The organism is Hymenobacter sp. HDW8 (genome assembly GCF_011305775.1).
GTDB lineage: Bacteria > Bacteroidota > Bacteroidia > Cytophagales > Hymenobacteraceae > Hymenobacter > Hymenobacter radiodurans.
In genome coordinates, this window is sequence record NZ_CP049907.1 from 2,562,360 (window position 1) to 2,589,266 (window position 26,907).

The window sequence follows — 26,907 nt, forward strand, 5'->3', positions numbered from 1 at the left end:
ACCGTTTATTAAGGAGAAATTTCTTTAGTTAACATACGCAAAAAAGCCCCCCAGCCTTTTTTAGAGAGGAGCCGGGGGCTTTTTTGCGTTATTTATCTACGCCCTAAAATAAAGTTTTAGGTTGAAGCCGTTTGGCTATTTTTCGCTATAGCTTGGCGCAGCCACACGCCCGCCAGAGCAGCTAAGCCGCCAACCAGTCCGCCGAGCACGGCTGTGACCAGCACCAGTAGCCAGCCATTACCGCCCAGCGGAATCAGTTCGGCTACGCGGTGGCTCAGGTGGCCTTCGTTCTGAATATTAAGCCAGCTCGCCAACGCCAGCCAACCCAGTCCCACGCCCGCAAAACCAGCCAAAAAAGCCCCCCAGCCCCGGCGACCCAGCACAAACGCCAATACTAGGGCGATGGGCGTAATGCTCCACCAGGGCAGCACCAGTTGGGCGGCAGTAGCTACGATGAGAATCAGCAGAAATAGCCGTAGAGAATTAGTCATAGTGTAATGCTTGAGGGAAGCAAGGTAGTGAACCAGCTGTGATGCGAAGGCACTAAATGAAAGAGTGCACTAGTTACTTAAAAGTTGTTTGCTTTTCGGCCACACTGTGCCTGTGAAGGGGCCGGCAGCTTACGAAATATCGTTTTGCCTTTACCCGAACCCTTTCTGGTGTTGCATTCGTTTTGCTCCTACCTTTAAACCGGATGCCAGCCCCTTCTTTCGACCCTTCTCAACTCACCCGCGACCATGTGCTGCGCGCCCTCCGGCACATCGACCGGCAAGGGCTGAATTTGCCCCCCAGCACCGTCTACGACTTGGTGTATCGGGGGCGGCGCTACCCGCCCCGCCCCGTGGCTCAGCTAGCCTACCGCCTGGCTACCGGCCAGACGGATGCTAAGTGGCCGCTGCCCGCTGGCGGACCCACCAACGGCCTACTGGAGCACCTCGATTTTACGGTTGCTACGAAGCGGCCCAGCCTGGCCAACTCTCCTCTCGATGGCGATGTGGCCGCCCAACAGGCCATGCAGGATTTGTACACCGGCCGGCCCAGCGACTCGCCACCTACTCACCCCGAAAAATCTGCTAAGCCGTCGCAAGCCTCGGCCGTACAGGAGCCAACTTCTAGCTACAATTTGCCCCCCGCGGAGCCCTACGACCGCGCCACGGCTTTGCAGGAGTTGTTTGTGTCGGAGCAAAAGCTTGAGGACACGTTATCTGCATTGCGCCGCCGGCGCAATCTCATTTTATATGGCCCGCCTGGCACGGGCAAAACCTTTCTGGCCCGACGCTTGGCTTGGCTGGAGCTGGGCTCCACGGATATGACGCGGGTAGAATTGGTACAGTTTCACCCTAGCTATAGCTACGAAGATTTTGTGCAAGGTTTCCGGCCAGATGACCAAGGCATTTTTCGGCTGACGCTGGGTGTGCTACTGGAGTTTTGCCACCGCGCTACCCAAGACCCAGACAAGCCTTATTTTCTGCTGATTGATGAAATCAATCGGGGCAATCTGGGTCGAATTTTTGGCGAGTTGTTACTCCTGTTAGAAGCTGATAAGCGCGGCCCTGCGCATGCTGTCCGCCTTCCTTACTCGCCACCGCATGCGCCCCGGTTTTTCGTGCCCGACAACCTGTACGTTATCGGCACCATGAATACCGCCGACCGCTCTTTGGCGCCGCTGGATTATGCCTTGCGGCGCAGGTTTGCGTTCGTCAAAATGCAGCCGGAGTTTGGCGAGCCGCTACAAGGGTTTCTGGCGCAAAAAGGCCTACCGGCCGCCGTTATTACGCGGCTGGTAGCGCGGCTCACGGAGCTTAACCAAGCCATCAGCGACGACCCCGATTTAGGCGAAGATTATCAGATAGGCCACAGCTACTTCTGCCAGCCGCCCCTTGACTCAGCGGCTGCTGACAGTTGGCTAACACTTATTCTGGAGCAGGAAATTGCGCCATTGCTGGACGAATACTGGCTTGATCAGCCCACGAAAGCGGCGGCTCACAGGAAACGCTTGCTGCGGTAGCCTCACCCCATGATTCCGATTCAGAACCTCTACTATCTGCTTTGCTACGCGTGGAACCGCTTACCCGAGCAGGAGCAGTGGCTAACATCGGAAGCGACGTCTTTTCACCGGCCGCTGGAACTGCTGGGCCGTGTGCTGCTTATGGGTACGCGGCGGCTGTTGCGGCAGGGGCTGCGGCAGGCCTATGCAGAGCGCGAGGAAGAGTTGGGCGAACTCCGGGGTCGGGTGTTGCTAGAGACCTCACTATCGCGCGACCTGCTGCGGCGGGGCCGGGCAGTGTGTACTTACGATGAGTTGGGGCCGGATACACCTTTTCTACGGGTAGTACTTGGGGCGCTGGCCCAAGTAAGTCGGGCGCGGCAGGTATCGGCATCGTTGCGGCAGGAACTGCGGGCTGTCATGCGTCTTTTTCCTGCTGATTTGCCCCCTACGCCGCTTAGCAGTCATGCGCTGCGGGCCGTGCGCCGCACCCGCCCTGTTGGTCATGAGGCACTGCTGCTTAATGTGTGCGAATTACTGCACAGCAGTGCCTTACCTGAGCCAGCCGCCGATGGCCGCACTCGCTTCATGGATTTTCGGCGCGACGAGCGGTTGATGGCCCAGCTTTTTGAGGCTTTTGTGCGCAACTTTTACCGCCTAGAGCAGCGCCGCTTTCGGGTGCTATCAGAGACAATCAGCTGGCAAGCTGCCGCCGAGGAGCCCGGAGATTTGAGCATGCTGCCCGCCATGATTACCGACACAACGCTAGAGGCGCCCGACCGCAAAATCATTCTCGACACCAAGTACTACCGTGCCGCCCTGCGGCCGCGCTACGACCGGCAGCGGCTTATCTCGCCGCACCTGTATCAGCTGTACGCTTACTTACAGAACCAAAAAAAGCCCCCCAGCCAGCACTTAGAAGGCATTCTGCTCTACCCTGCCGCCACCCGCGAAATAGACCTGCGCTACACGCTCGGCGGCCACCCGGTGCGCGTCGTGACGCTGGACTTGAATCAACCCTGGCCGGGCATTGCTGCTGATTTGCTGAAGCTAATTGAGTAAAATGCAACCTTGCCCCCATCTGTCCTCCTGAGGCACGAAGGACCTTCTCACCGATGAACAACTTGTGCTTCTGCGAGCAGGTTCTTCGTGTCTCAGGAGGTCAACCGATAAAGGAGCGCAATGATGCGGACTATTCGTATCAATTCAACAATGTATATAATCCTGTTCAATGCAGCCCTGGGGGGCATTCTTTGTCCTTGAAATTGAGTTTCTCCCGATTTCTCTCTAAACTTAACTCTTCACTCATCTTCCCAAAACCTTACCCTCTTGAAAAGACGTGATTTTGTAGGACTCTCGGCCCTGGCGGCGGGGGCTGTGTTCCTGCCCAACTTCCCCGGTTTCGGTGGCACTCTGGTTAGCCCAGAGCGGTTGCTTGAGTCAGTTATGGATGCCGCAGTGAACAAGCGTTTAGCCGATGCGGCGCTCAATGCCGCTAAGTCGGCCGGTGCCACTTACGCTGATGTACGCATTGGCCGGTACTTAAACCAGAGCATTTTCACCCGCGAAAAGCAGGTGCAAAATATTCAAAGCGGCGAGAGTTTTGGCGCCGGCGTGCGGGTACTCGCCAATGGCACCTGGGGCTTCGCGGCCACCAATACGGTGACGGAAGCTGGCTTAGCCAAAGCCGCCCAGCTAGCGGTCCAGATTGCCAAGGCCAACTCGAAAGTGCAGAAAGAGCAGGTGAAACTGGCCCCCGTCAAAGGTCACGGCGAGGTCAGCTGGAAGACCCCTATTCAACAGAATGCGTTCGAGGTGCCAATCGCCCAGAAAGTGGAGCTCCTGCTCGCCGCCAACGCAAAGGCTCTTGATAATGGCGCCAACTTCGTCAACTCGTCGCTCTTCCAAATAAATGAGCAGAAGTACTTTGCCAGCACCGACGGCTCGTACATCGATCAAGATGTGCACCGCATTTGGCCAACGTTTGATGTGACGGCCATCGACCGCGCTTCCGGCAAATTCCGGACGCGGCAGGCTCTGAGTGCGCCCATGGGCATGGGCTACGAATACATGACGCCGAAGGCCGCCGGCAAAATTGCTGGTCCGGCCGGCACCGGTCTTGTTGGTTACAAAGACAGCTACGACATTCTGGAAGATGCTGCCTTAGCCGCTAAGCAAGCCAAGGAGAAAATCACGGCTAAATCGGTGGTGCCAGGCAAATATGACTTGGTGCTCGACCCGAACCATTTGGGCCTGACTATTCACGAAAGCGTGGGTCACCCCACGGAACTGGACCGCGTGCTGGGCTACGAAGCCAACTACGCCGGTACCAGCTTTGCTACCCTAGAGTGGCGCGCCAAAAAGCAGCCCTACGGCTCGAAGCTAGTGAACATTGTAGCCGACAAGCTGCAACCCGGCTCTTTGGGGGCAGTTGGCTACGATGATGAAGGTGTGAAGACCAAAAAGTGGGATATCATTAAGGATGGAGTACTGGTTGATTACCAGAAGATTCGCGACCAGGCCGCGATGGTGGGTCAGAACGAGTCGGACGGCTGCTGCTATGCCGACTCCTGGAGCTCCGTTCAATTCCAGCGCATGCCCAACGTGAGTTTGCAGCCGGGTAAAGCGAAGCTATCGGTAGATGAGATGATTAAGAACGTTGACAAAGGCATTTATATCGCCGGCCGAGGTTCCTTCTCCATCGACCAGCAGCGCTACAACTCCCAGTTTGGCGGCACCGTGTTCTATGCCATCAATAAGGGTAAGATTGACGGTATGCTGGAAGACGTGGCTTATCAGACCAACACGCTGGAATTCTGGAACAGCTGCGCTGCCATCTGCGACGAATCTGATTACCGTTTGTTCGGGTCGTTCTTCGATGGCAAAGGCCAGCCTTCGCAGGTGTCAGCCGTGAGCCATGGTAGCGCCACCACGCGCTTCAACGGCGTGAACGTCATTAACACTGCCCGCAAAATTGGGTAATGATTGCCACCGTTGCTGGGGGGCAAATTCACACATAAATAATCAGTACATCCATACCAACTAATGGCCATACTTTCCAAAGAAGAGGCTCAGGCTATCCTGACCAAAGTGCTGAGCTACAGCAAAGCCGATGAGTGTGAAGTCACGCTTAACGGTCGAACGGGCGGCAACGTGCGCTCGGCGCGTAATGCTATTTCAACTGCCGGTGCTGTTGATAACGTATCGCTAGCCGTAGAGTCGCGCTTCGGTAAGCGCTCAGGCGTCGCTACGTGCAATGAGTTCGATGAAGCAACCTTGCGTCGCTGCGTACAGCGGGCCGAAGAGATTGCTCGTCTGGCTCCCGAAAGCCCTGAATATGTTCCCTACCTCGGTGCTCAGAAATACCTGGCTCCATCGCCAGCGGCGTTTGCTGCAGCTACCGCTAATATTACCCCTGACTACCGCGCTCAGCAAACTGCCGCGAGCATGAAGCTGTGTGAGCAGAAGAAACTCAGCTCTGCCGGCTTCCTGAATGACGAGGCTGGCTTCATTGCCAAGCGCAACAGCAAGGGCCTCGAAGCCTATCAGCAAATCACCAATCTGGAGTACTCCGTAACGGTACGCACGCCCGACGGCACCGGCTCGGGCTACGCCACGGCCGATTACAACGACGCCAGCAAGTTCGACGCCGCCCGCCTCACCCAGATTGCCGCCGACAAGGCAGCTGCCTCTGTGGGCGCTAAAGCTATTGAGCCTGGTAAGTACACCGTTATTCTGGAGCCAGCTGCCCTGGTAGCCAATACCGATGCCTCCCTCCTAGCAGCTCTGATGAATGCCCTCGACGCACGTAACGCGGACGAAGGCCGCTCTTTCCTGAGCAAAAAAGGTGGTGGAAATAGGAAGGGCGAAAAACTGTTCGATGAGCGCGTAACCATCTATTCTGACCCGCTGAACGCTGAGATTCCGACCCTGACTTTCTCCGGTGATGGTCGCCCCCAACAAAAAATGACTTGGATTGAGAAGGGCGTCGTGAAGAACTTGTACACCACGCGCTTTTGGGCCCAAAAAGCAGGCATTCCGGATATTCCCCGCCCCGGCGGTTGGATTATGGAAGGCGGCACGCAGTCGGTGCAGGATATGATTAAGGGTACTGAAAAAGGCATCCTAGTTACGCGCCTGTGGTACATCCGCCCGGTTGATCCGCAGACGCTCTTGTACACGGGCCTGACGCGCGACGGTACCTTCTATATCGAGAACGGCAAGATCAAGCATCCCGTGAAGAACTTCCGCTTCAATGAGTCGCCCATTATTATGCTGAATAATATAGAGGCCATCGGTAAGCCCCAGCGCGTGGGGGGCAATTTGGTGCCGCCCCTGAAGATTCGCGACTTCACCTTCACCAGCTTATCGGACGCTGTATAATTTCTGTTGACTGCTACGAAACCCGTCGGCCTTGTCCGGCGGGTTTTGTACTTACATTCTACTCCTCACTCAAACTTCTACTTTCTTGAAACGACGCGATTTTGTCGGGCTGTCGGGCTTAGCGGCCGGCGCCCTGTTCTTGCCCAGCTTCCCAGGCTTGGGGGGCAATTTGGTTACGCCCGAGCAATTGCTGATACCCGCCGCCGACGTAGCCCTGAAAAAGCGCTTGGCCGATGCGGCGCTCAATGCCGCTAAGTCGGCCGGCGCGTCCTACGCTGATGTACGCATTGGTCGCTCGCTGAACCAAGGCATTTTTACTCGCGAAAAGCAGGTGCAAAATATTCAAAGCACTGAAAGCTACGGTGCGGGCGTGCGGGTACTCGCCAATGGCACCTGGGGCTTTGCGTCCACGAACACCGTAAGCGAAGCTGGCCTAGCCAAAGCCGCCCAACTAGCGGTCCAGATTGCCAAAGCCAACTCGAAGGTGCAGAAAGAGCAGGTGAAACTGGCGCCCGTTAAAGGTCACGGCGAAGTAAGCTGGAAGACCCCTATTCAGCAGAATGCATTCGAAGTTCCGATCGCCCAGAAGGTGGAATTGCTGTTGGGTGCCAACGCGAAAGCTATGGACAACGGCGCTAGCTTCGTAAACTCGGCCTTGTTCCAAGTAAATGAGCAGAAGTACTTTGCCAGCACCGATGGCTCGTACATCGACCAAGATATTCACCGTATCTGGCCAACGTTTAGCGTAACGGCCATCGACCGCGCTTCCGGTAAGTTCCGCAGCCGCCAAGCGCTTAGCGCGCCCATGGGCATGGGCTACGAGTATCTCACTCCCAAAGCGGCTGATAAAGTTGCTGGTCCCGCTGGCTCCGATTTAGTTGGCTACAAAAACAGCTACGACATTCTGGAAGATGCTACGGCCGCTACCAAGCAGGTAAAGCAAAAGCTGACTGCCAAATCGGTAACACCGGGCAAATACGACCTCGTGCTCGACCCTCATCACCTGGGCCTGACTATTCACGAAAGCGTGGGTCACCCCACGGAGCTCGACCGCGTGCTGGGCTACGAAGCCAACTACGCCGGTACTTCCTTCGCTACGTTGGAGTGGCGCGCCAAAAAGCAGCCCTACGGCTCGAAGCTCGTCAACATTGTAGCCGACAAGCAGCAGGCAAACTCTCTGGGTGCGGTTGGTTTTGATGACGAAGGTGTGAAAACCAAGAAGTGGGATCTGATCAAAGATGGCATGCTCATCGACTACCAGAAGATTCGCGACCAGGCCGCGATGGTGGGTCAGAACGAGTCGGATGGTTGCTGCTACGCGCAGTCGTGGGCCGATGTGCAGTTCCAGCGCATGCCCAACGTGAGCTTGCAGCCGGGTAAAACCAAGTTGAGCGTGGACGACATGGTAAAAGGCGTGGATAAAGGCATTTACATTGCCGGTCACGGTTCCTTCTCTATTGACCAGCAGCGCTACAACTCCCAGTTCGGGGGCCAAGTATTCTACGAGATTAACAAAGGCAAAATCACGGGAATGCTGGAAGATGTGGCTTATCAGACCAACACGCTGGAATTCTGGAACTCGTGCGCTGCCATCTGCGACGAGTCTGACTACCGTTTCTCGGGCTTCTTCAACGACGGCAAAGGTCAGCCTTCGCAGAGCAGCGCCGTGAGCCACGGCAGCTCGACTACGCGCTTCAACGGCGTGAACGTCATTAACACCGCCCGTAAGATTGGATAATGGGAACTTCCGCTCTAGCCCTCCCGCAGGAACAGCTAGAGCGGAGGCCAATTGTTGCATAACTATCATAAAATCAGCTAGCAATGCCCATTCTCTCAAAAGATGAAGCTCAGACTATTCTCAAGAAGGTTCTGAGCTATAGCAAGGCCGACGAGTGCACCGTAACCTTGCAAGGACGCACCCGAGGCAATATCCGCTACGCCCGCAACAACGTGAGTACCGCCGGCGCCACCGACAACGTGTCGCTGGTGGTGGAGTCAGGTTTTGGCAAACGCTCGGGTGTGGCTACCTGCAACGAGTTCGACGAGGCTACGCTGCGCCGCTGCGTGCAGCGGGCCGAAGAAATTGCCCGGCTTGCCCCCGAAGATCCTGACTATGTGCCGCTACTAGGTCCGCAGCAATATCTTACGCCAGTATCGTTTGCGCAGACTACGGCCAACGTCACGCCTGATTTCCGGGCCAAAGCTGCCGCCGATAGTATTGCTTTATGCCAAGAGCGCAAGCTTACGGCGGCGGGCTACTTAGAAGATGGCGCGAGTTTCCTGGCCATGCGTAATAGCAAAGGTCTCGAAGCGTATCAGCAGGACACCAGCCTCGACTTCTCCGTCACCGTTCGCACGCCCGATGGCACGGGTTCGGGCTACGCAGTAGCTGACTTCACGGATGCTAACAAGCTCGACGCCAAAGCCCTGACCAAAATCGCGGCCGACAAAGCGGCGGGCTCAGTAAATGCGAAAGCCATTGAGCCCGGCAAGTACACCGTTATTCTGGAGCCGGCTGCCCTGGTTTCCGATGAAGGGTTGCTCAACAACCTGATGTACTCACTCGATGCCCGCTCGGCGGATGAGGGGCGCAGCTTTTTGAGCAAAAAAGGCGGTGGTAACAAGCTCGGTCAGAAGCTATTCGACGAGCGCGTTACGATCTACTCCGACCCGCTGAATACAGAGGCGCCCGGTAACGTGTTTGACGGTAATGGCTTGCCAACGAAGCGCATCACCTGGATCGAGAAGGGCGTGATGAAGAACATGTATTACTCGCGCTTCTGGGCGCAGAAGAACAACGTGGCGCCCACGGCTTTCCCTAGCGGCTTCATCATGGAAGGCGGTACCCAAACGGTGCAGGACATGATCAAAAGCACGGAGAAAGGTATTCTGGTTACGCGCTTGTGGTATATCCGCGACGTAGACCCTCAAACCTTGCTCTTTACGGGCCTGACGCGCGACGGTACCTTTTACATTGAGAACGGTAAGATCAAGCATCCCGTGAAGAACTTCCGCTTCAATGAGTCGCCCATTATTATGCTGAATAATATAGAGGCAATAGGCAAGCCGCAACGACTGGGGGGCAATTTGGTGCCGCCCCTGAAGATTCGCGACTTCACCTTCACTAGCTTATCGGACGCTGTGTAATCGGTAGATTATTGCCATAAAAAAGCCCCCCGGAACTTATCTGGGGGGCTTTTTTATGAAGCTGTGTGAAAGATTAGGTTAGTTATTTCGCCCTAGCTGAAAGCTCACATAGGCTTGAAACACGCGGTTTTTTAGCTCTGGGTCGTTGACGCCGCTGATGTTGCGGTAGTCGCTGATGTTGTTGAGGCTGGTGGTAAAGCGGCCACCCACGGATAAGCCCAGCGGCAATTTGATGCCTGCGCCAACAGCTACGCCGAGGTCGCTTTTCTTGAAATCGCCACTCGAATCACGGTCAAAATCGAGGTATTCCTGTGGGCCGGAGCTGGTCATATCTACCTGCAAGCGGCCGTTATCCTGAGCCGAAACCAAATAGCTGAACTGCGGACCAGCCTCCACGAATACGGGGCCGAGGTTTACCTTCGCTAGTACGGGCAGGGTGAGGTAGTGTAGTTTGGTATCAAACTCCTCCAGCGACTGGTCGCGAATGAGGCTACGGGCTTGGGCGCCTTGCATGGAGTAGAGCAACTCGGGTTGCAAAGAAATGGGGCCGAAGATTTTCTGTTCATAAAAAATACCGGCATGATAGGAGGTTTGATACTCCGCATCGTCGCCGACGTTGCCGCTGAGTACGGCGCGGTTAATTCCGCCTTTCAAACCGAATTGGGCGTGCGCGCTAAGCACTAGAGAAAATAAGCTAAACAGCAATAGGACAGTGCGTTTCATAGTAGTTGCAGGTTGGAGTAAAAACCTAATACGCTGAAATGCCAAATTGTATTGTAGGCATTGGCGTATTATTTATACATGATTGATTTGCATTAATTGGGCCAGAATAAATTCATAAGCCAAGAATAGCTTCTTAAACTCCTGCGGATGAGTCAGCGGCAGGTTGTATTTTCCGGTCAGAATTTGCCCCCCAGGCAACTTTGTTGGCCCCGCGCCGTCTCTTTTCCGTCGCTTACCTGCTTCTATGCCCGCTCCGTTTACCTTCGTGCGCCTCCAATACCGTTCCGGCGACTGGGATTCTGTGGATGAGCGAATGCCCACCAACTTGCTTCACTCGCTGATTCAGTACACGACGGTGCCCGTCAATCAGAAGGAAAAGGTGGTGGCCCTAGACAGCCCCGATCTGTTCAGTTACCCGTTTTGCTACCTATCGGGGCACCGCTTGGTGCAGTTTTCGGCGGCCGAAAAGCAGAATTTCACCCAGTACGTGCGCAACGGCGGCTTCGTGTTTGTGGACGACTGCAACCACGACATTGACGGCCTGTTTGCCCGCTCGTTTGAGGAGCAGATGCGGCAGTGCTTTGGGGCTGGGGCGCTCAAGAAGATTCCTAAGACGCACGCCATCTATAAGTCGTTTTTCACCTTCAAAGATGGTCCGCCGCCTACTGCCTTCGAGCTCAATGGCTGGGGCGACGACCTCATCCACGACTACCTGAAAGCGGTGGAAATTAACGGCCGCATTGGGGTTTTGTATTCCAACAAAGACTACGGCTGTGAGTGGGACTACGACTACCGCAACAAGCGCTGGCTGGCGGAAGACAACACCAAGTTTGGTGTCAACATCTTAATGTACGCGCTAACGGCTTAACCAGTAATTCAGTAACCTTCGAACTCCTCGACTTGAGCGGGAACCAACACCCGACCATCGCTAGAAACCTTCTCCCTGCATGACCGAACAAGAAGTACACCGCCTGCTTGCTAAACTGCCGCCGCTCAAAGAAGAAATTGCCAAGGTCATTGTAGGGCAAAGTGAAGTACTCGATGAGGTGCTCGTCGCGCTGCTGGCGGGCGGCCACGCCCTGTTGGAAGGCGTGCCGGGACTAGCCAAAACGCTGCTAGTTCGCACCTTAGCGGCGGCCACCGATATGTCGTTTCGGCGCATTCAGTTCACGCCCGACTTGATGCCGACTGATATTTTGGGCACCGAAGTATTGGAGGAAGACCACGGCACCGGTCATCGTTCGTTTAAGTTTAACGAGGGACCAATTTTCGCCAGCTTGGTATTGGCCGACGAAATCAACCGGACGCCACCCAAGACGCAGGCAGCGTTGCTGGAAGCCATGCAGGAAGGCCACGTGACGTACGCGGGCCAAGAGCATGCGCTACCGAAGCCTTTCTTCCTGCTGGCAACCCAAAACCCGATTGAACAGGCTGGCACGTATCCGTTGCCCGAAGCTCAGCTTGACCGATTCTTGCTATACGTGCGCATCAGCTACCCATCGGAGCAGGAAGAACTAGCGGTACTCAGCGGCACAACGGGCACAGCCCGCGCCGAAGTAAAACCAGTGCTGGGCAGCGCGGATATCCGGCAGTTGCAGCAGCTTGTGCGCCAAGTGAGTTTGAGCCCAGAGCTACTTGATTTCGTAAACCGTTTGGTGCGGGCTACACGGCCAGCTACTACGCAGGTAAAGTTTATTCAGGACTACGGCCGTTGGGGTGCGGGCCCGCGGGCCGGACAAGCGCTCATTTTATGCGCCAAAGCGCGGGCGTTGCTGCAAGGCCGCTTCGCCGTTACCATAGACGATTTGCGGACGCTGGCGCCGCCGGTATTGCGGCATCGGGTGCTGTTGAACTTCAATGCCGAAGCCGAGAATATCACGGCCGATGACGCCGTAGCCGAATTGCTGAAAGCCGTAGCCGTTTAGCCAAGAACTATATGCTGGCTCCAGAAACCCTTCACGCCCTGCGCAACTTGCCTTTGGCTGCCAAACTGGCGGCGGAGGGCTTTCTGGCTGGTCAGCACCGGAGTCGGCGGCGGGGCGTGGGCTTGGAGTTCAGCCAGTACCGCCCCTACCAGCCCGGCGACGACTTGCGCCGCCTCGATTGGCGATTGGCTGCCCGCTCCGACCGCTACTACATCCGCGAATCGGAGGTGGAGACCAGTCTGATGATTCATCTGCTGCTCGACGCGAGTGCCAGTATGAATCACCGCGACGACAACGGCCTGACCAAGCTGGATTATGCCCGGCTGGTGTTGGCAAGTATGGCGTATCTGGCCACTAATCAGGGTGATGCGGTAGCGCTCAGCGTGCTGCGGCCGGAAGGGCTCCAACATTTGCCCCCCAGGGCTGAGACGCGGCAGCTACCTCGTCTTTACCATATGTTAGAGAAGACGGAGGGAGTGGGACGTTTTCCGAGCACGGCTACGCTGGCGCCGCTTACGTCCCGGCGCCAGCGGGCCCTGACCGTTTTTGTGAGCGACTTATATGAGGAAGAAGCCGAGATGGAACGCCTGCTCACCCGTTTGCAGGCGGTAGCCGGCGAGGTGTTAGTACTGCACTTGGTGGCTCAGAACGAGCTGAAGTTTTCCTACCGGGGCTCCATCACGTTTGAGGACCTCGAAACCGGCCAGATTCTCCAGCTTGATGCCGATCAGCAGCGGGCTGCTTATCAGCAGAACCACCAAGAATGGCTGCGTATCACGGCCCAATCGGCCCGGCGCCACGGCTTCGACTACCACCAACTCAGCACCACTGACCCGCTAGATCAGGCGATGCGCGAGTTTTTGCGCCGCCGCGAGGCGCAGATGTAAATACTTGCTCTGCCTTATTGAGTAGCCATTTCAATTCTAATTCTTACGTCAACCTTGTTCACCCTTCTCACTCCATCTGCGTTGTTGGCTTTGCTGGGGCTGCTGGTGCCCTTGGCTATCCACCTTTGGAACCGGCGGCCGGGCCGCACGGTGCAGGTGGGCAGCGTGAGGTGGCTGGCGGCGTCGGCCAACCGGCGCCTGCGCAGCCTGAAGCTGGAGCAGTTGCTACTGTTGCTGTTGCGGGCGGCTGTAGTAGCAGTATTAGCGGTGGCTTTGGCCGGGCCTGCGTGGCAGCGGCCCGCGCCGCCGGCCCGTGGCCAGGTAATAGTGAGCCCCGAACTGCTAACCTCCGCTGCGCTGCCAAGCGTACGCCCGCTAGTTGATTCGCTACGTCGCCGTGGGTACGAGGTAAGTCGTTTGGAGAAGGGGTTTCCGTCAATCTCAGCAGAAGAGTGGACTACTTTAGTAGCGAATCCAGCGGCCTCTAACTCTATTAGCTATTCAACCGAACCAGGTTTTTTGTGGGCCCGCGCAGCCCAAGCCGCGCAGCGTTTTGCGGATCGGCCCGTGCACTTACTCACGCCAGCTAAACTAGCCGACTTGCAAGGCACCCGCCCTAATTTGCCCCCTAACCTAACTTGGCAGCTTATTCCTACTCCTGATTCGAGTGCGTGGGTGCAAGCAGCGGGCCTCAGTGGGGTAGACAAGCTACGTCTACTAATTGGGCGTAGTGATGAAGAAAAAACCACTTTTCAGGCGGTTACGGTCGCGCGGCCAACTACGGCTGGTACTCTGCCAGTGCCGGGCTTGCCGGCCTTTCGGTATGAAACACGCGCTAACAATCAGGCGGCTGTGCACCTCGTATCTGATTCCGTAGCTACACCTGTGCAGGCCCCTATGCGTCTGCGCGTGCATTACACCCCAGACCAGGCCGAGGATGCGCGCTACTTAGCAGCGGCGTTACGAGCGGCGAGTAGTGGCCTGTTAGTGCCGCCAGTCATTACCGTTTCGGCCACCGCGCCCTCCCCTTCTGACTCGCTGACTTGGGTTTTCTGGCTGAGCAAAGCGCCTATGCCAGCCGCGTGGAAACTGCGGGTGGGCGAAGGGCTGAACTGGTGGCAGCAAGCGACAGGAATGGGCACTCCCGTTACAGCTCCATTTGGACCTGTTGGAGCGGAGACACTTATTCCGATTTCGCGCCGTGATACGGCCGCTATTTTGCCCGCCGCCACTACTATTTGGACAGATGGCTCAGGGCAGCCTGTACTGTCGCGGCGGGCGGAAGGGCGCGGCCAGGTATACACGCTGCACACGCGCTTGAATCCAACGTGGAGTGGCTTTCCGGATAGTCCAGAATTGCCGGCCTTGCTGCTTGGGTTGCTACAGCCAGTTATATCAACTCTTGATTTAGCCCGTAATGACCAGCGGGCAGTTGCTCCGAGCCAAGTTCAGGCAGCCATTCAGCGTAGCTCAAACTCTACCGAAAAAGCTCCCCAGAAAGCAGTTCGACTAGCTCCTGACACATTCACTGATTTGCGTGCTTGGGCAGTACTCTTCGCCGCGTTGCTCTTTGGTTTGGAGCGCTTACTGGCCCGGCAGCGACCCATTTCTTCCCCCGTTTCTCCCGCATGACACCCACTACCCAAGCTGCTGTAGCGCCTTCTTTGGTCGCCTCGTCCGCACTCAGGGCCGAGTGGCGCCGTTATGCTTTGCGCCGGACGGGCGCGCTGCTGTTGCCCATCGTGGCGGGGGGCATTTTGCTGGCGGTAGTTGCCCACTATTGGCCTGTGCCGGTGTGGGCCATAGGAGGAGCTGCGCTGCTGTTGACTGCTTACGCCCTTATCCAGCTACGGCGCTTCTGGAACTCTGACTTGGCGCCCATAGCGCGGCAGCTCGACCGGCGTTTTGCGCAGCTGGAGGATAGCACTGGTCTGTTGCTCCGTGAGCCGTCCGAATTGAATTTGCTTGAAAGCCTACAGCATCAGCGGGTGAGTAGTCGCTTGCAGGAATTGCAAGCAGCGGAAAAGACCTTGCTACCGTTTGATGTTCGGCCGGCGCTGGGTGTTGCGGGACTGCTACTTGCTCTGGCGGGAGCAGGGTGGTGGCTGCGGCCAACTTCGCAGGCCGTAGCCCCAACTGTCGCTCCTGCCGTAGCGCTGAATTTTCCCGAAGAAAAGCTTAGCCCTGCGGCCCAAGCCGCGCCGCGAATTACTGATACGCGCATCAACGTGACGCCGCCGGCCTATACCCGCCGCCCTGCTACGAATGCCGCTATGGCTTCTTTCCGCTGTCCTAGTGGGTCGCGGGTGCGGTGGACGGTGCGCGTAAACCGAGCGGCCGACGCGCCGCCTCAACTAGAGCTAGGCACGCGGCGGGTGGCTTTTCGGGCTATGCCAGGGCAAACCAACACCTTTGTGGCTGAGCAAGTATTGACGGCATCGGTGCTTTATCGGGTGCGTTTTGCGGGCAAAGCCTCCGATGACTATGCCATTGATGTGCAGCCTGACCAAGCGCCCGTAGTCCAGATTCAGAATCCTAAACCATACACTCTTATCGAGTTTGGCGACAAGCCACAAATAGCGATTCGAGTGGCTTTGCGCGACGATTACGGCTTGAGTCGGGCCCGTTTGGTAGCCACGGTTGCGCAAGGGCAGGGTGAAGCAGTGAAGTTTACGGAAGTCGTGACGGACTTAAGCGGTCCGCTGCGCGGACAGCCTGAGCAAGCCACGGCTACTCACCTGCTTAGCTTGCCAAAGCTCGGTTTGACATATGGTGACGAAGTGTATTTCTACGTGCAAGCCTGGGACAACGCCCGGGGCAGCACCCGCTCCGACACCTATTTGGTGCAGTGGGAAGACACGGCTGTTGTTGATGGCACTTCCGACCTGTCGTTGGGGGTGAATGTGGTGCCAGCCTACTTTCGGAGCCAGCGTCAGATCATTATCGACACCGAAAAGCTGATTGCCGAGCAGCCTCGCCTGCCCGCCGCCACCGTTGCAGAGCGCGGCAATAACCTGGGTTTCGACCAGAAAATTCTGCGTATGCGCTACGGCAAGTTTCTAGGTGAAGAGTTTGAGCAAGGTATTGGCGAGACGGCCACTCGTCCGCCCGCAGCGAAGAAGGAGGAAGATAACCCTGCCACCGCCGAGCAAGAGCAAACCACCGAGCCGGAAGAGCACTCGGCCGACGATGGCCACGACCACAGCGGCGACAAGTTCCCCTCCGCCACTGACGTTCCTGGTGAGGCTGCCACGGCCGCCCTCATGGAGCCTTACATGCACCTGCACGACGACAGCGAAACGGCTGACTTTCTGGAACCAGAGGTGAAGGCCAAGCTGCGCGGCGTGCTGGCTCAAATGTGGGAAGCGGAGTTGCGCCTGCGCACCAGTCGTTTGAAGGAAGCCTTGCCGTACGAGTACCGCGCTCTGCGTCTGCTTAAGCAAGTGCAGCAGCAGACCCGTGCTTACGTCAAGAAATCGGGCTTTACGCCGCCGGTATTACCGGAGGCTACGCTGCGGCTTACGGGCGAAATGGGCAATGCCGCCGCGCCGCGCCGGGAGCAGAAAATTGCCCCCCCGCCTACGCAACCAACCGTGCGCACCGCGTTGCGTTGGCTAGGGGCTACCCGCCGCGGCCAAGTCGCCAAACCGGCTGACGCCTTGTTACTTGAACAGGCCGGTCAAGCCTTGGCGCAAGCCGCGCTGGAGCGTCCGGGGCCTACCTCACCGCCTTGCGTGACCTGCGTGGGCTGGTAGCCGATGTTCGCGCCGGCCGGTCCCTGCGTCTTGAGTTGGTACCATCCGTGGAGCGCGCGCTTACCGGTTTGCTGCCAGCCCCACCGGCAGCGCCTACACGGGTGCCGACTGCCAACCCGCTGGCCCAGCGGTATTTCCAGGAATTAAGCCGGTAAGTTTTGTCTAAAATGCCCCCCACGTTTCTTTATTACGCCCTGCTTACGCTGTGCATGCTGCTGGTTGTTGGCTTGACCTGGAGCGCCCTGCGCCGGCCTAACCGACAGCGGCTTGTCTTGCGTTTATTGGCGGGCGTACTAACCGGGGCGGGCTTGTGGTTTACAGCTTTTCCGCCTTACCGCAGCGTACCAAGCTCGTCCTACGAAACCATTCTGCTCACCGAAAATTTCCAACCCGATACCGTTCGCGCTTTGCTGCGCCGCTTGGGGCCCGCTACCCGCTTGTGGCGTACCCATGCAGTAGCCGGAGCTGACACGGTGACGGTAGCCAACATTTTACAAATCAGGGAGCAACAGCCCAGCCTGCGCCGCCTGCATGTAGTTGGAAAGGGATTGCCCGTCGCTGACCTGACACTGCTTGGTCCGGTCCGGCTAGTGCCGCATGCGCCTGCAACCCGAGCGGGCTTCCGAACAGCTAATTGGGCATCCCGCGTAGAGCTAGGGCAACCGCTGGAAGTAGCAGGCTACTTCGATAATTTGCCTTCCAAAGCAGGCGATAATGCCCCCACGTGGATACACCTGCGCGCAGTAGGCGCGCCACGCGATTCGGTGCGCTTAACGAGCGGGCGGGGGGCTTTTCGGTTGAGCTACGTACCGAAGGCGGCGGGCTTAGCCGTGTACAAGCTGATAGCACGACGTGGGGGGCAAATTTTAACTACTGAGCCCGTACCCGTGGAGGTAGTGCCCACCCGCGCCCTGCGGTTACTATTATTGGCAAGTACCCCATCGTTTGAATTCAAATTCCTCAAAAACCAGCTTGGCACGCGGCAGCATGCGGTAGCCTTGCGCGTGGGCATTAGTCGTGGACTGACGCAAACCGAGTTTCTCAATCAATCTACCCACGACATTTCCCGCCTAACGCCCGCCTTGCTAGCACGCTACGATGCAGTCATTGCCGATGTCGGTACGCTGGCCACACTTTCCGGGGGCGAAGTACAACATCTAACATCCGCGCTGCGCACCGGTGGGCCCGGTCTTATCGTGCTGGCCGATGCTGCTCCGTTGCCGCGCCTCACGCCTGCTCGGGCCGCCTTTAGTATTGTGCCCGTTGCTACGGCCGCATCTGCGAAGCCGCAGCCTGTTCTGTGGCCGGGGGCTCCTGGCCGCACCACCGCTACCGTGCCGGCTACCTTGCGGCCCTCGGCCCGATTGCGGCCCATCATCACAACTGGGCAGGGACAAGCTGTGGTAGCATCTCAGCGCTTGGGCGCCGGAACAATGGTCGTATCGGTACTACCCGAAACCTTCCGTTGGGCCTTGCAGAACGATTCACTGACCTATAATGCCTATTGGAGCCGCCTGCTGACTGCCGTAGCGCGGCCCGAACCGGTAACAGCCGCTTGGCGCGTAACAACAGCCTGGCCTCGCCCCAATACTCCCGTAGAGGTACAGCTAACAGCGGCGAGCTTTCCTGTCACTGCGCCCACCGTGCAAGGGGCTGGTCCGCAGCCCATACGCTTAGCTATGCGTCAAGATACCCGTCTGTCCGAGTGGAGTACCGGCCAGTTTTGGCCCGATTCAACAGGGTGGCACCGCGTGACGCTGGCCGAAAAGACAGCACATTCATTTTACGTGTTTGGGGGGCAAAATTGGCTCGGCCCCGAAACCGAGCTGCGTCAGCAGGCAGCGCAAGCCTGGATAGCCGACCCATCTGCTTCCGTTGCGGCTTCGCCTATTCTCACTCGTCAGGCGTGGCCGGCAGCTTGGTTCTTCGGCTTGTTTTTGCTGGGGGCAGGCTTTTTATGGTTAGAAGAGAAACTGTAGCCTCAGTGCTAACGCCGTCCTACCTAGTACGCCTACCGCTTTATAGCTGAAGCGATTACAAAAGAATATCTACACAAAAAAACGGCCCGGCTTCCTATTAAAGGAAACCGGGCCGTTTGGCAACTTACCGGTGTAAGCCGGTAGCTGCTTACTTTTACTGCTGGGTCGTCGTAGTGGTAGTCGAAGTCGAAGTGCCGTCAGCTGGAGCTGTCATAGCAGCAGAGTCAGCAGGAGCAGCCATCGTAGTGTCGGTAGTAGCCGGAACGGTAGTCTCAGTGCTTACTTCGGTGGTAGTAGTTTCAGTCTCAGCAGGCTTCGACTCGCAAGAAGTCAGGGCAGCAGCAAATACAAAAGCCAGGGCAGATACTTTCAGGAAGTTCTTCATTTTGGTGTTAGGTTTGAAAAGTTGTCTAAAAACTTCCTTCATTCCCATTCGGTCAAAAGGTAACCCGGCGATAGAAAATAATTTTTAGGGAGGGTTACTAAGTCATCCTCTGTGTATTAAAGACCAAAGCGAATGGGTAAGGGTCAACCTTCCTACACTGATGAAGAGTTCGTGGCTGCCATTCAGGACGGCGACGATCGGGCATTGGCACAACTTTACCGCCTGCATCTGCCCATGATTTCGCACTTGGTGCTGCAAAATAGTGGCACCGAGGACGAGGCCAAGGACGTGTATCAGGAGGGCGTAATGGTGTTTTATGAAAAGGTGCGCGAGGGCTCTTTGGAGCTGAGCTGCCAGATCAAAACCTACCTCTACGCGGTGTGTCGGCGACTGTGGCTCAAACGGTTGGCTGAGAAAAACCGTTTTGGCGGTCGTCTCGAAGACCATGAGCCCTACCTCGAAACCGGTGCGGAGGCGGATGTCGACCAGGCGGAAGAGCGCGACCAGCGCTTCGCTACGATGGCCGAAGCCCTCAACCACTTGGGAGAGCCTTGCCGGTCGCTGCTTGAAGGTTTTTACCTGCAGGAGAAATCCATGCAGCAACTCACGGCTGAGTTTGGCTATACCAATGCCGACAACGCCAAAAATCAAAAATACAAGTGCCTAGTGCGTCTTAAAAAGCTGTTTTTCACCCATTATAAGGAAGAAGAATCTTTTTAGCGGCAAGCTCGGTTCCCAGTATAGAGGAAGCTCGCTTCCGACAAGTCCTATGAAAACTGAAGCTGATTACTACGCTTTATTTGACGCTTACCAGAGCGGACAGCTGCCTTCCGAGGAGCAGGCTGCTCTGGAGCGCCGCTTGGCCGCCGAACCGGATTTAGCCCAGCAGCTTGCTGATTTCAACGAGCTGACCGCTACGCTCCATGGCTACGGCCGGCGCCTGACTACGCGGCGTAAGCTACGGGCCATGCAGGCTGCGCTTGATGCAGAGAAAGCCGCCACGGAAGCCATTATCGAAACGGGCCACCCCACCATGCCGGTCATGCGCATTTCGCGCACGGAGCAGCACCTGCGGGAGTTCTGGAGCAGCCATCGCGCTACTATCGCGGTAGCGGCTTCGGTCGCTATACTGGCGGTATTCGCCACCTTGCTTGGTCTGGAAATGTGGCGCACCGCTCAGCAAAAGCCCTCGCTTTATGGCTACACGGTGCTGCGGCGCGAAGTAGAGCGCATCAAGCGCAACCAGCGCGCGATGAATAAGGCCCTCACCTTGATGGATGAGCCGCGCCCCACTGAGGAAGCCAACCCGGGTAAATTCAGCGGAACGGGCTTCGCCCTCACTACCGATGGCTACTTGGTAACCAGCTACCACGTGATTCAGGGGGCAGATTCGGTCCTGATTGAGAGCCGCGACCGGCAGCGCTTCCGCGCCGAGCCTGTTTTCTCCGATGTAGCCCACGACTTGGCTATTTTGCGTATCACCGACCCAAAGTTTAATGGCTTTGGTCGCTTGCCATATTCCTTCAAGCGTGGTTTGGCTGAATTGGGCGAGCGAGTATACACCCTGGGGTATCCGCGTGAGGATCTGGTGTTTAATGATGGTTCATTGAGCGCCCGCTCAGGCTTCGAAGGTGATACCGGGTTTTATCAGATTTCTATTCCCGTGAATCCGGGCAACAGCGGCGGTCCGCTGCTCGATGATCGGGGCAATTTGATCGGTATTATCAGTGGTCGGCAGACGGATGTGCAAAGCGCCGCTTTTGCCACCAAGTCATCTTACTTAATGCGCTTAGTCGATTCGCTGGCCACAGCGAAGCCTGCTCAGCCGTATAACTTACCTCGATTCAACCAGTTGACTGGCAATACGCGTCCGCAGCAGCTGCGGAAGCTACAGGACTTTGTTTTCGTAGTGAAGGTCTACGAATAAGCGCCAATAGCTATTCCTCCTAAAGCCCCCCAGATCTTGGGGGGCTTTTTTAGTAGCCTGCATCTCAACGCCAGATTTAAGCGACTGCATACCTAAAGCGTTGGCTGTGTGGACTTATGCAGGGGGAATAGAAAAAAGGACAGCCCGCGAACGAGTTTTTGCGTACACGCTTCCCGGTGGCTACACCACTATTCTGTATCGACTTTTCACTCGTTTCGCAAACCTGCGCTATGGACAACCAAACACAACTAGAAACTCAGCTAGAAAAAATTCTGCCCGAAGACATCACTCGGACACTCGAGAGTGCTTACCACGTTATCTTCCAGGGCGACCACGACCGTATTGACGACTTGCTCAAGCACGGTGGAACGCTGCTGAAAAAGACAGCCCAGCGCTTTACCACTACCCAATTGATTATCGGTATTGCCGCTATCGCTGCTGTTGCTGTGGTAGTTGTAAACAAGGTGGTGGAAGCCGCCGACGACGATGATACGTCGGCTGAGCCAGTGGAGGAGCACAAGAATAAAAAGCCAAACAACGGCCCTAAGCCTCAGGCTAATCAAGACTCGTAAGCTTTTGGCTTTGCGCTAACGCTCGGAAGCCTTTTTCTTACTTGCTACAAAAAGGCCCCCCAGATATATTCTGGGGGGCTTTTTTGCGATTATAGCCAACCTTCGTGATTCAGTAAGTGCAGAGAGCTAATCGGGTTATTTTCTATATAAAAAAGCTGCTATTTTTTATAATACATATAAGTTCCTATGTTTAGACAACTGACCTCTCTACACCACCTACTCTCACTTTTCTACCTCTTATGCCGCACAAATACTTTCTGATTTTTGGCACACTCCTGTTCATGGCTCTGGGCGAGACAGTGGGCACAGTAGCTGCCGCGATAAGACCTTTGGCTCCTACCGCACCTACCGCCATCGGACCCTACGCCAAGCGCAAACCAATTAAAGCGCAGTTCAAACACAAAAAAACCACGCGCCACAAAGGCCGTCCGCTTGTTCGTATCATCTAATACATAGTCAACAAAGAGCCCCCTGTTAGCAGGGGGCTCTTTGTTGACTGCCACTTCCAAAGTGCGGCAGCTTACTCACTTATTTTCAACCGGATGCATTGCTATCACAATAGCCAGTGCAGTTCAATAATTAAGCAGCAGCCAGTACGTCAGGAGAGTTATGCCCAGGCGAGTTGACGAGGGTGCTAACCGCGTACTCCTGCATCAGCTCGGTGGCATATGGGCGGAGCAAGTGCTGGTGGTCCACTGCCGACACGCCATCGTCGAGCCAGGCCAGCTCCGCGTCCCGATCGGGCAGTATCACGGGCATGCGGTTGTGCAAGTGGGCCATCAGGTCGTTCGGCTCCGTGGTGATAATGGTGAACGTAGGCAGTACTTCGCCCGTTTCGCGGTCGGTCCATTCGTCCCAGAGGCCAGCGAAAGCGAAAGGCTGTTCATTGCGCAGCAGAATTCGGTGGGGCACCTTGGCCTTTTTGCTCTTGCTCCCGGCCGGTGGCGCCACTTGCTGCCACTCATAAAAGCTGTCGGCCAGCACCAGGCAGCGTTTACGCTGGAGCAGCTGCCGAAACGATGGCTTCTCGGCTAGCGTCTCGGCGCGGGCATTTATAGGTTTTAGCGCGGTTTTAATGTCTTTCACCCACCCCGGCACCAAGCCCCACTGCACCAGCTGAATCTGGCCGGGAGCACTGTTGGTGATAATGGGCAGTTGCTGCGAAGGCGCCGCATTGTAATTGGGGGGCATTTCTTCCGTAAACCGGGCATCAAAACGCTCCTCAATAACAGGAGCCGGCGAGATAAATGTATAGCGGCCACACATAAGCTAATAGGAAAAGCAGTGAAAGAAAGGCATTTCAGGCCCTAGAAAGCACATATCTGGTTACGCCGGCCCGCTGGTAGAAGTTGTGTGAGAAATGCTCTTCTCAGCCTGACCCAAGAACAGGGCAGTTGTTGGGGGGCTTATTTGCGGCGTATTCATCCGAACACGATACCGCGGCGGCCGTAACAATTAGGGTAGCCTTTACCTTGTGCTTATGGATCAGCCGTTTCTGCTTTGCTTACTAGGTATTGCCAGCTTGGCGCTGGCTCATGTTGCGCCAGCCCGCGCGCAACGCAGGCCGCCAGTGTATCCCACGCTGGGCAGCGTCCTCCCCGACAAGGCAGCCATGAGTCAGTTGGTAGCACCCGATGCCAAAATAGAAGTGCTAGCGTCGGGTTTCACCTGGCCCGAAGGTCCAGTGTGGTCGAAGCAACATGGCGCCCTGCTGTTTTCTCACGCGCCACAAAACGTGATTTATCGCTGGAAAGAAGGCGAGCCACTGGCCGAACATCTCAAGCCCGCCGGCTATACAGGGCTGGGTACTTACAGTAAGGAATCGGGCAGCAATGGCCTTGCCTTTGACAAGCAGGGCCAATTGGTAGCCTGCGAGCATGGCGACCGGCGCATATCCGTGCTGCTCAAAGACGGCGGCAAGCGCACCCTCGCCGACAGCTACGAAGGAAAGCGCCTGAACAGTCCCAACGATCTGGTTATCAAATCGAACGGCGACATCTTCTTCACCGATCCACCCTACGGCCTGCCCGAACAGGAAAAAGACCCACGCCGTGAGCTGGATTTCAGTGGCGTGTATCGCATAGCGAAGTCGGGGCAGATAACGCTAGTCATTCAGGACCTGACGCGCCCTAATGGCTTGGCTTTCTCTCCGGATGAGAAAACGCTGTACGTCACCCAATCAGATCCTAAAAGAGCAGTGGTAATGGCTTATCCGGTGCGAGAAAATGGCAGCTTAGGCAAAGGCCGCGTTTTTTTCGATGCCACACCTCTTACCAGCCAACTCGCTGGTATGCCTGATGGAATTAAAGTAGATCAGCAAGGAAACGTATTTACTACTGGTCCCGGCGGCGTACACGTGCTAGCCCCCGATGGCACTCATTTGGGCCGCATCGGTCTGCCCGTTGCGGTTGCCAATTTGGCCTGGGGTGACGATGGGAGCACGCTCTACCTCACGGCCAGCAACTATTTGTGCCGCATCCGCACACTTACCAAAGGAGCCGGCTGGTAAGCCTCTTATCTAGTGCTAGTGTCGGATAGGAAAGTGGATTTGTCGCTAATTCGCAAACCACCGCCCATCCGCGGTTCTCTTATTTATCTATCCACTCTGACATTTGGCCTAAAGAGGCATCTTACAATATGTTCATCAAAGCATATTATAAGATTGCCAGCAAGTTGCCGATAAGCTCTACTAGTAGAAGTCCAAACTTTTTGGCGTGCTGTGCATTATACTCCCATCACACAGCAACCCAATTTTCAGATGGACGACAGTCAGCATGCACACCCTACGGGTGACTCAATTCTCGAAGAGGTAAACGGACCAGCGGCAGCGCAGTGCCCCTTCAGCAGTGGCGCACTCCAACGCAGCGCCGGCGGAGGCCGCACCAACCGCGAGTGGTGGCCCAACCAACTCAAGCTCAATATTCTACGTCAGCACGCCAGCATTTCCAACCCGTTGGGGGGCAATTTCAACTACGCCGAGGAGTTCAAGAAGCTCGACTTGGCGGCTGTGAAGCAGGACCTTTATGCCCTCATGACGGATTCGCAAGAGTGGTGGCCAGCCGATTATGGACACTACGGCCCGCTGTTCATCCGACTAGCTTGGCACAGCGCCGGCACGTACCGCATTGGCGACGGGCGGGGAGGCTCGGGCTCCGGCGCTCAGCGCTTTGCGCCCCTCAATAGCTGGCCCGATAATGCCAACCTTGATAAGGCCCGCCTGCTGCTGTGGCCTATCAAACAGAAATATGGCCAGCAAATCTCATGGGGCGACCTGATGGTACTCGTCGGCAATTGCGCCCTGGAATCAATGGGATTCAAAACATTCGGCTTTGCGGGTGGCCGCGAAGACGTGTGGGAGCCTGAGCAGGACATTTACTGGGGCTCAGAGGCCGAGTGGCTAGGTGATGAACGCTACTCCGGCAACCGGCAGTTAGAAAATCCACTCGCCGCCGTGCAAATGGGCTTGGTGTACGTGAATCCGGAAGGCCCAAACGGTAATCCCGACCCGGCCCTGTCTGCCCGCGACATCCGCGAAACCTTTGGCCGCATGGCCATGAACGACGAAGAAACGGTAGCCCTGATTGCCGGCGGCCACACCTTCGGCAAAACCCACGGCGCCGCTGATCCCGGCAAGTATGTGGGCATGGAGCCCGCTGGCGCTAGCATGGAAGAAATGAGCTTAGGTTGGCGCAACAGCTACGGTACCGGCAACGGCGCCGACACCATTACTAGTGGCCTTGAAGGCGCCTGGACTAGCACGCCTGCCCAGTGGAGCAATGACTACTTCGATAATCTGTTTGGCTATGAATGGGAGCTGACCAAGAGCCCCGCTGGGGCACACCAGTGGCGGCCCGTGAATGGTGGCGGCGCCGGCACCATTCCAGATGCCCACGACCCAGCCAAAAAGCACGCGCCCTTCATGCTCACTACTGACATCGCCCTGCGGGCAGATCCAGCGTATGAAGTCATTTCCCGGCGCTTCCACGAAAACCCCGACCAGTTTGCCGATGCTTTTGCTCGCGCCTGGTTTAAACTGACCCACCGCGATATGGGCCCGATTGAGCGCTACCTCGGTCCGGAAGTGCCCACGGAAGAGTTAATCTGGCAGGACCCGGTGCCGGCCGTCACCCATCCATTGATTGATGACCAAGACGCTGCTACCCTGAAAGGCAGAATCTTGGCGTCTGGCCTGTCGATATCCGAATTGGTGTCTACCGCCTGGGCATCAGCCTTTACCTACCGCGACTCTGATAAGCGGGGGGGCACCAATGGCGGCCGTGTTCGCCTAGCCCCCCAGAAAGACTGGGAAGTAAATAACCCCGCCCAGTTGACTCGGGTACTGCAAGTGCTGGAAGGCGTGCAGCGCGAGTTCAACGCAGCCCAAACCGACGGCAAGCAGGTATCGATTGCCGATCTGATTGTGCTGGGAGGTAATGCCGGCATCGAAGAGGCCGCGCGCAACGCCAGCTACGAGGTGGCGGTAACGTTCGCGCCCGGCCGCACGGATGCCTCGCAGGAGCAGACCGACGTGGCCTCGTTTCGGGCACTGGAGCCAGCCGCCGACGGGTTTCGCAATTACCTCAAGTCGCATCACAAAGCTTCGGCTGAGGAAATGCTGGTTGACAAAGCTCAACTGCTGACGCTCACCGCGCCCGAACTGACGGTATTGTTCGGGGGTTTACGGGCCATCAACATCAACTTTGATCAGTCCCAGCACGGCGTCTTTACTGATCGGTCGGGCACTCTGACCAACGACTATTTCATCAACCTGCTCGACATGGGCACTACTTGGAAAAGCACGTCGGACGCGCAGACGGCCTTCGAGGGCCGTGACCGTAAGACCGGTGCCGTAAAATGGACTGGCACCCGTGTAGATCTGATTTTCGGCTCGAACTCCGAGTTGCGGGCCTTGGCCGAAGTGTACGGCTATGCGAATGCCCAGGAGAAGTTCGTACGTGATTTTGTGGCCGTGTGGACCAAACTAATGAACCTTGGCCGCTTCGATTTAGCCTAGCCTAATGGTGAGCTTGGCAGGCTACGCTAGCCGCTGAACTGCTTTGAAAAAGGTGGCCTTTTGCAAGGCCACCTTTTTTGTTCGGGCCATAGGCTGCATGATGCTCGGAACGTTTGCGTCAATTCCTAAACAGGTTCCTTCCACTATTTATAGCAACACGTTTTCTACGGGCTGAATGGGTGCAGGCAGCTTTGATTCGCCGAGCGGCATAAGTCGGTTGATT

At 56.6% G+C, this 26,907-nt stretch carries 23 protein-coding genes; 19 read left to right on the top strand and 4 right to left on the bottom strand.

What is annotated here, in order from left to right:
• Positions 1–116: 116 nt before the first annotated feature.
• Positions 117–491: a hypothetical protein gene (locus G7064_RS10785; protein WP_166073580.1), complete on the bottom strand. Its 375-nt coding sequence runs from the start codon at positions 489–491 to the stop codon at positions 117–119.
• Positions 492–694: 203 nt separating this feature from the next.
• On the opposite strand from G7064_RS10785, the gene G7064_RS10790 reads away from it, so the two are divergent.
• The 6 genes from G7064_RS10790 to G7064_RS10815 all read left to right on the top strand — a co-directional run bounded on the left by G7064_RS10790 (position 695) and on the right by G7064_RS10815 (position 9,517).
• Entirely contained in the window at positions 695–2,008 is a 1,314-nt protein-coding gene (locus G7064_RS10790; protein ID WP_166073581.1) for an AAA family ATPase, read from the top strand.
• Between the two features lie 9 nt (positions 2,009–2,017).
• Positions 2,018–3,049 (top strand): 5-methylcytosine restriction system specificity protein McrC, encoded by a 1,032-nt coding sequence (locus G7064_RS10795; RefSeq protein WP_166073582.1) that lies wholly within the window; start codon positions 2,018–2,020, stop codon positions 3,047–3,049.
• Positions 3,050–3,316: 267 nt separating this feature from the next.
• Positions 3,317–4,969, top strand: coding sequence for a TldD/PmbA family protein (locus G7064_RS10800; protein ID WP_166073583.1), 1,653 nt, complete (start codon positions 3,317–3,319; stop codon positions 4,967–4,969).
• A 63-nt stretch (positions 4,970–5,032) separates the two neighbouring features.
• On the top strand, positions 5,033–6,370 hold the full coding sequence (locus G7064_RS10805) for a TldD/PmbA family protein (RefSeq protein WP_166073584.1): 1,338 nt from the start codon (positions 5,033–5,035) through the stop codon (positions 6,368–6,370).
• A gap of 85 nt (positions 6,371–6,455) precedes the next feature.
• The gene (locus tag G7064_RS10810; protein WP_166073585.1) at positions 6,456–8,108 is read left to right on the top strand and encodes a TldD/PmbA family protein; all 1,653 of its coding nucleotides are present in this window, start codon (positions 6,456–6,458) and stop codon (positions 8,106–8,108) included.
• An 83-nt stretch (positions 8,109–8,191) separates the two neighbouring features.
• Positions 8,192–9,517, top strand: a complete 1,326-nt coding sequence (locus G7064_RS10815; RefSeq protein WP_166073586.1) for a TldD/PmbA family protein — start codon at positions 8,192–8,194, stop codon at positions 9,515–9,517.
• 78 nt (positions 9,518–9,595) lie between these two features.
• On the opposite strand, the gene G7064_RS10820 is transcribed toward G7064_RS10815, so the two are convergent.
• A complete protein-coding gene (locus tag G7064_RS10820) occupies positions 9,596–10,240 on the bottom strand; it encodes a porin family protein (protein WP_166073587.1) in 645 nt (214 codons plus the stop codon).
• A 244-nt stretch (positions 10,241–10,484) separates the two neighbouring features.
• Here G7064_RS10820 and G7064_RS10825 point away from each other — a divergent pair, with 244 nt between their 5' ends.
• The 7 genes from G7064_RS10825 (at position 10,485) to G7064_RS10855 (ending at position 18,786) form a co-directional block, all read left to right on the top strand.
• Positions 10,485–11,108 (top strand): DUF4159 domain-containing protein, encoded by a 624-nt coding sequence (locus G7064_RS10825; RefSeq protein ID WP_133271332.1) that lies wholly within the window; start codon positions 10,485–10,487, stop codon positions 11,106–11,108.
• A gap of 79 nt (positions 11,109–11,187) precedes the next feature.
• Entirely contained in the window at positions 11,188–12,165 is a 978-nt protein-coding gene (locus tag G7064_RS10830) for an AAA family ATPase (RefSeq protein ID WP_166073588.1), read from the top strand.
• Positions 12,166–12,176: 11 nt separating this feature from the next.
• Positions 12,177–13,052 carry a DUF58 domain-containing protein gene (locus G7064_RS10835; RefSeq protein ID WP_166073590.1) on the top strand — a complete coding sequence of 292 codons (876 nt, stop codon included), beginning with the start codon at positions 12,177–12,179 and terminating at the stop codon, positions 13,050–13,052.
• Positions 13,053–13,106: 54 nt separating this feature from the next.
• Positions 13,107–14,684, top strand: a complete 1,578-nt coding sequence (locus tag G7064_RS10840; protein WP_166073591.1) for a BatA domain-containing protein — start codon at positions 13,107–13,109, stop codon at positions 14,682–14,684.
• Positions 14,681–16,807: a DUF4175 domain-containing protein gene (locus G7064_RS10845; protein ID WP_166073592.1), complete on the top strand. Its 2,127-nt coding sequence runs from the start codon at positions 14,681–14,683 to the stop codon at positions 16,805–16,807. The genes G7064_RS10840 and G7064_RS10845 overlap by 4 nt, the downstream gene beginning before the upstream one ends.
• Positions 16,783–16,962: a hypothetical protein gene (locus G7064_RS10850; protein ID WP_166073593.1), complete on the top strand. Its 180-nt coding sequence runs from the start codon at positions 16,783–16,785 to the stop codon at positions 16,960–16,962. The genes G7064_RS10845 and G7064_RS10850 overlap by 25 nt, the downstream gene beginning before the upstream one ends.
• Positions 16,963–16,974: 12 nt before the next feature.
• A complete protein-coding gene (locus G7064_RS10855) occupies positions 16,975–18,786 on the top strand; it encodes a hypothetical protein (protein WP_166073594.1) in 1,812 nt (603 codons plus the stop codon).
• Between the two features lie 154 nt (positions 18,787–18,940).
• On the opposite strand, the gene G7064_RS10860 is transcribed toward G7064_RS10855, so the two are convergent.
• Complete coding sequence (locus G7064_RS10860; RefSeq protein WP_133271327.1) at positions 18,941–19,171, bottom strand: hypothetical protein; 231 nt, start codon at positions 19,169–19,171, stop codon at positions 18,941–18,943.
• A 132-nt stretch (positions 19,172–19,303) separates the two neighbouring features.
• On the opposite strand from G7064_RS10860, the gene G7064_RS10865 reads away from it, so the two are divergent.
• The 4 genes from G7064_RS10865 (at position 19,304) to G7064_RS10880 (ending at position 22,119) form a co-directional block, all read left to right on the top strand.
• Complete coding sequence (locus G7064_RS10865; protein ID WP_133271326.1) at positions 19,304–19,891, top strand: RNA polymerase sigma factor; 588 nt, start codon at positions 19,304–19,306, stop codon at positions 19,889–19,891.
• A 49-nt stretch (positions 19,892–19,940) separates the two neighbouring features.
• Positions 19,941–21,098: a serine protease gene (locus G7064_RS10870; protein WP_166073595.1), complete on the top strand. Its 1,158-nt coding sequence runs from the start codon at positions 19,941–19,943 to the stop codon at positions 21,096–21,098.
• A 230-nt stretch (positions 21,099–21,328) separates the two neighbouring features.
• Positions 21,329–21,670 (top strand): hypothetical protein, encoded by a 342-nt coding sequence (locus G7064_RS10875; protein ID WP_166073596.1) that lies wholly within the window; start codon positions 21,329–21,331, stop codon positions 21,668–21,670.
• A 239-nt stretch (positions 21,671–21,909) separates the two neighbouring features.
• A complete protein-coding gene (locus G7064_RS10880; RefSeq protein ID WP_166073597.1) occupies positions 21,910–22,119 on the top strand; it encodes a hypothetical protein in 210 nt (69 codons plus the stop codon).
• A gap of 130 nt (positions 22,120–22,249) precedes the next feature.
• On the opposite strand, the gene G7064_RS10885 is transcribed toward G7064_RS10880, so the two are convergent.
• On the bottom strand, positions 22,250–22,936 hold the full coding sequence (locus tag G7064_RS10885; RefSeq protein WP_166073598.1) for an SOS response-associated peptidase: 687 nt from the start codon (positions 22,934–22,936) through the stop codon (positions 22,250–22,252).
• Between the two features lie 214 nt (positions 22,937–23,150).
• On the opposite strand from G7064_RS10885, the gene G7064_RS10890 reads away from it, so the two are divergent.
• A complete protein-coding gene (locus tag G7064_RS10890) occupies positions 23,151–24,179 on the top strand; it encodes an SMP-30/gluconolactonase/LRE family protein (protein ID WP_166073599.1) in 1,029 nt (342 codons plus the stop codon).
• Between the two features lie 249 nt (positions 24,180–24,428).
• Positions 24,429–26,684 (top strand): catalase/peroxidase HPI, encoded by a 2,256-nt coding sequence (gene katG / locus G7064_RS10895; RefSeq protein WP_166075102.1) that lies wholly within the window; start codon positions 24,429–24,431, stop codon positions 26,682–26,684.
• Positions 26,685–26,907: the final 223 nt, after the last annotated feature.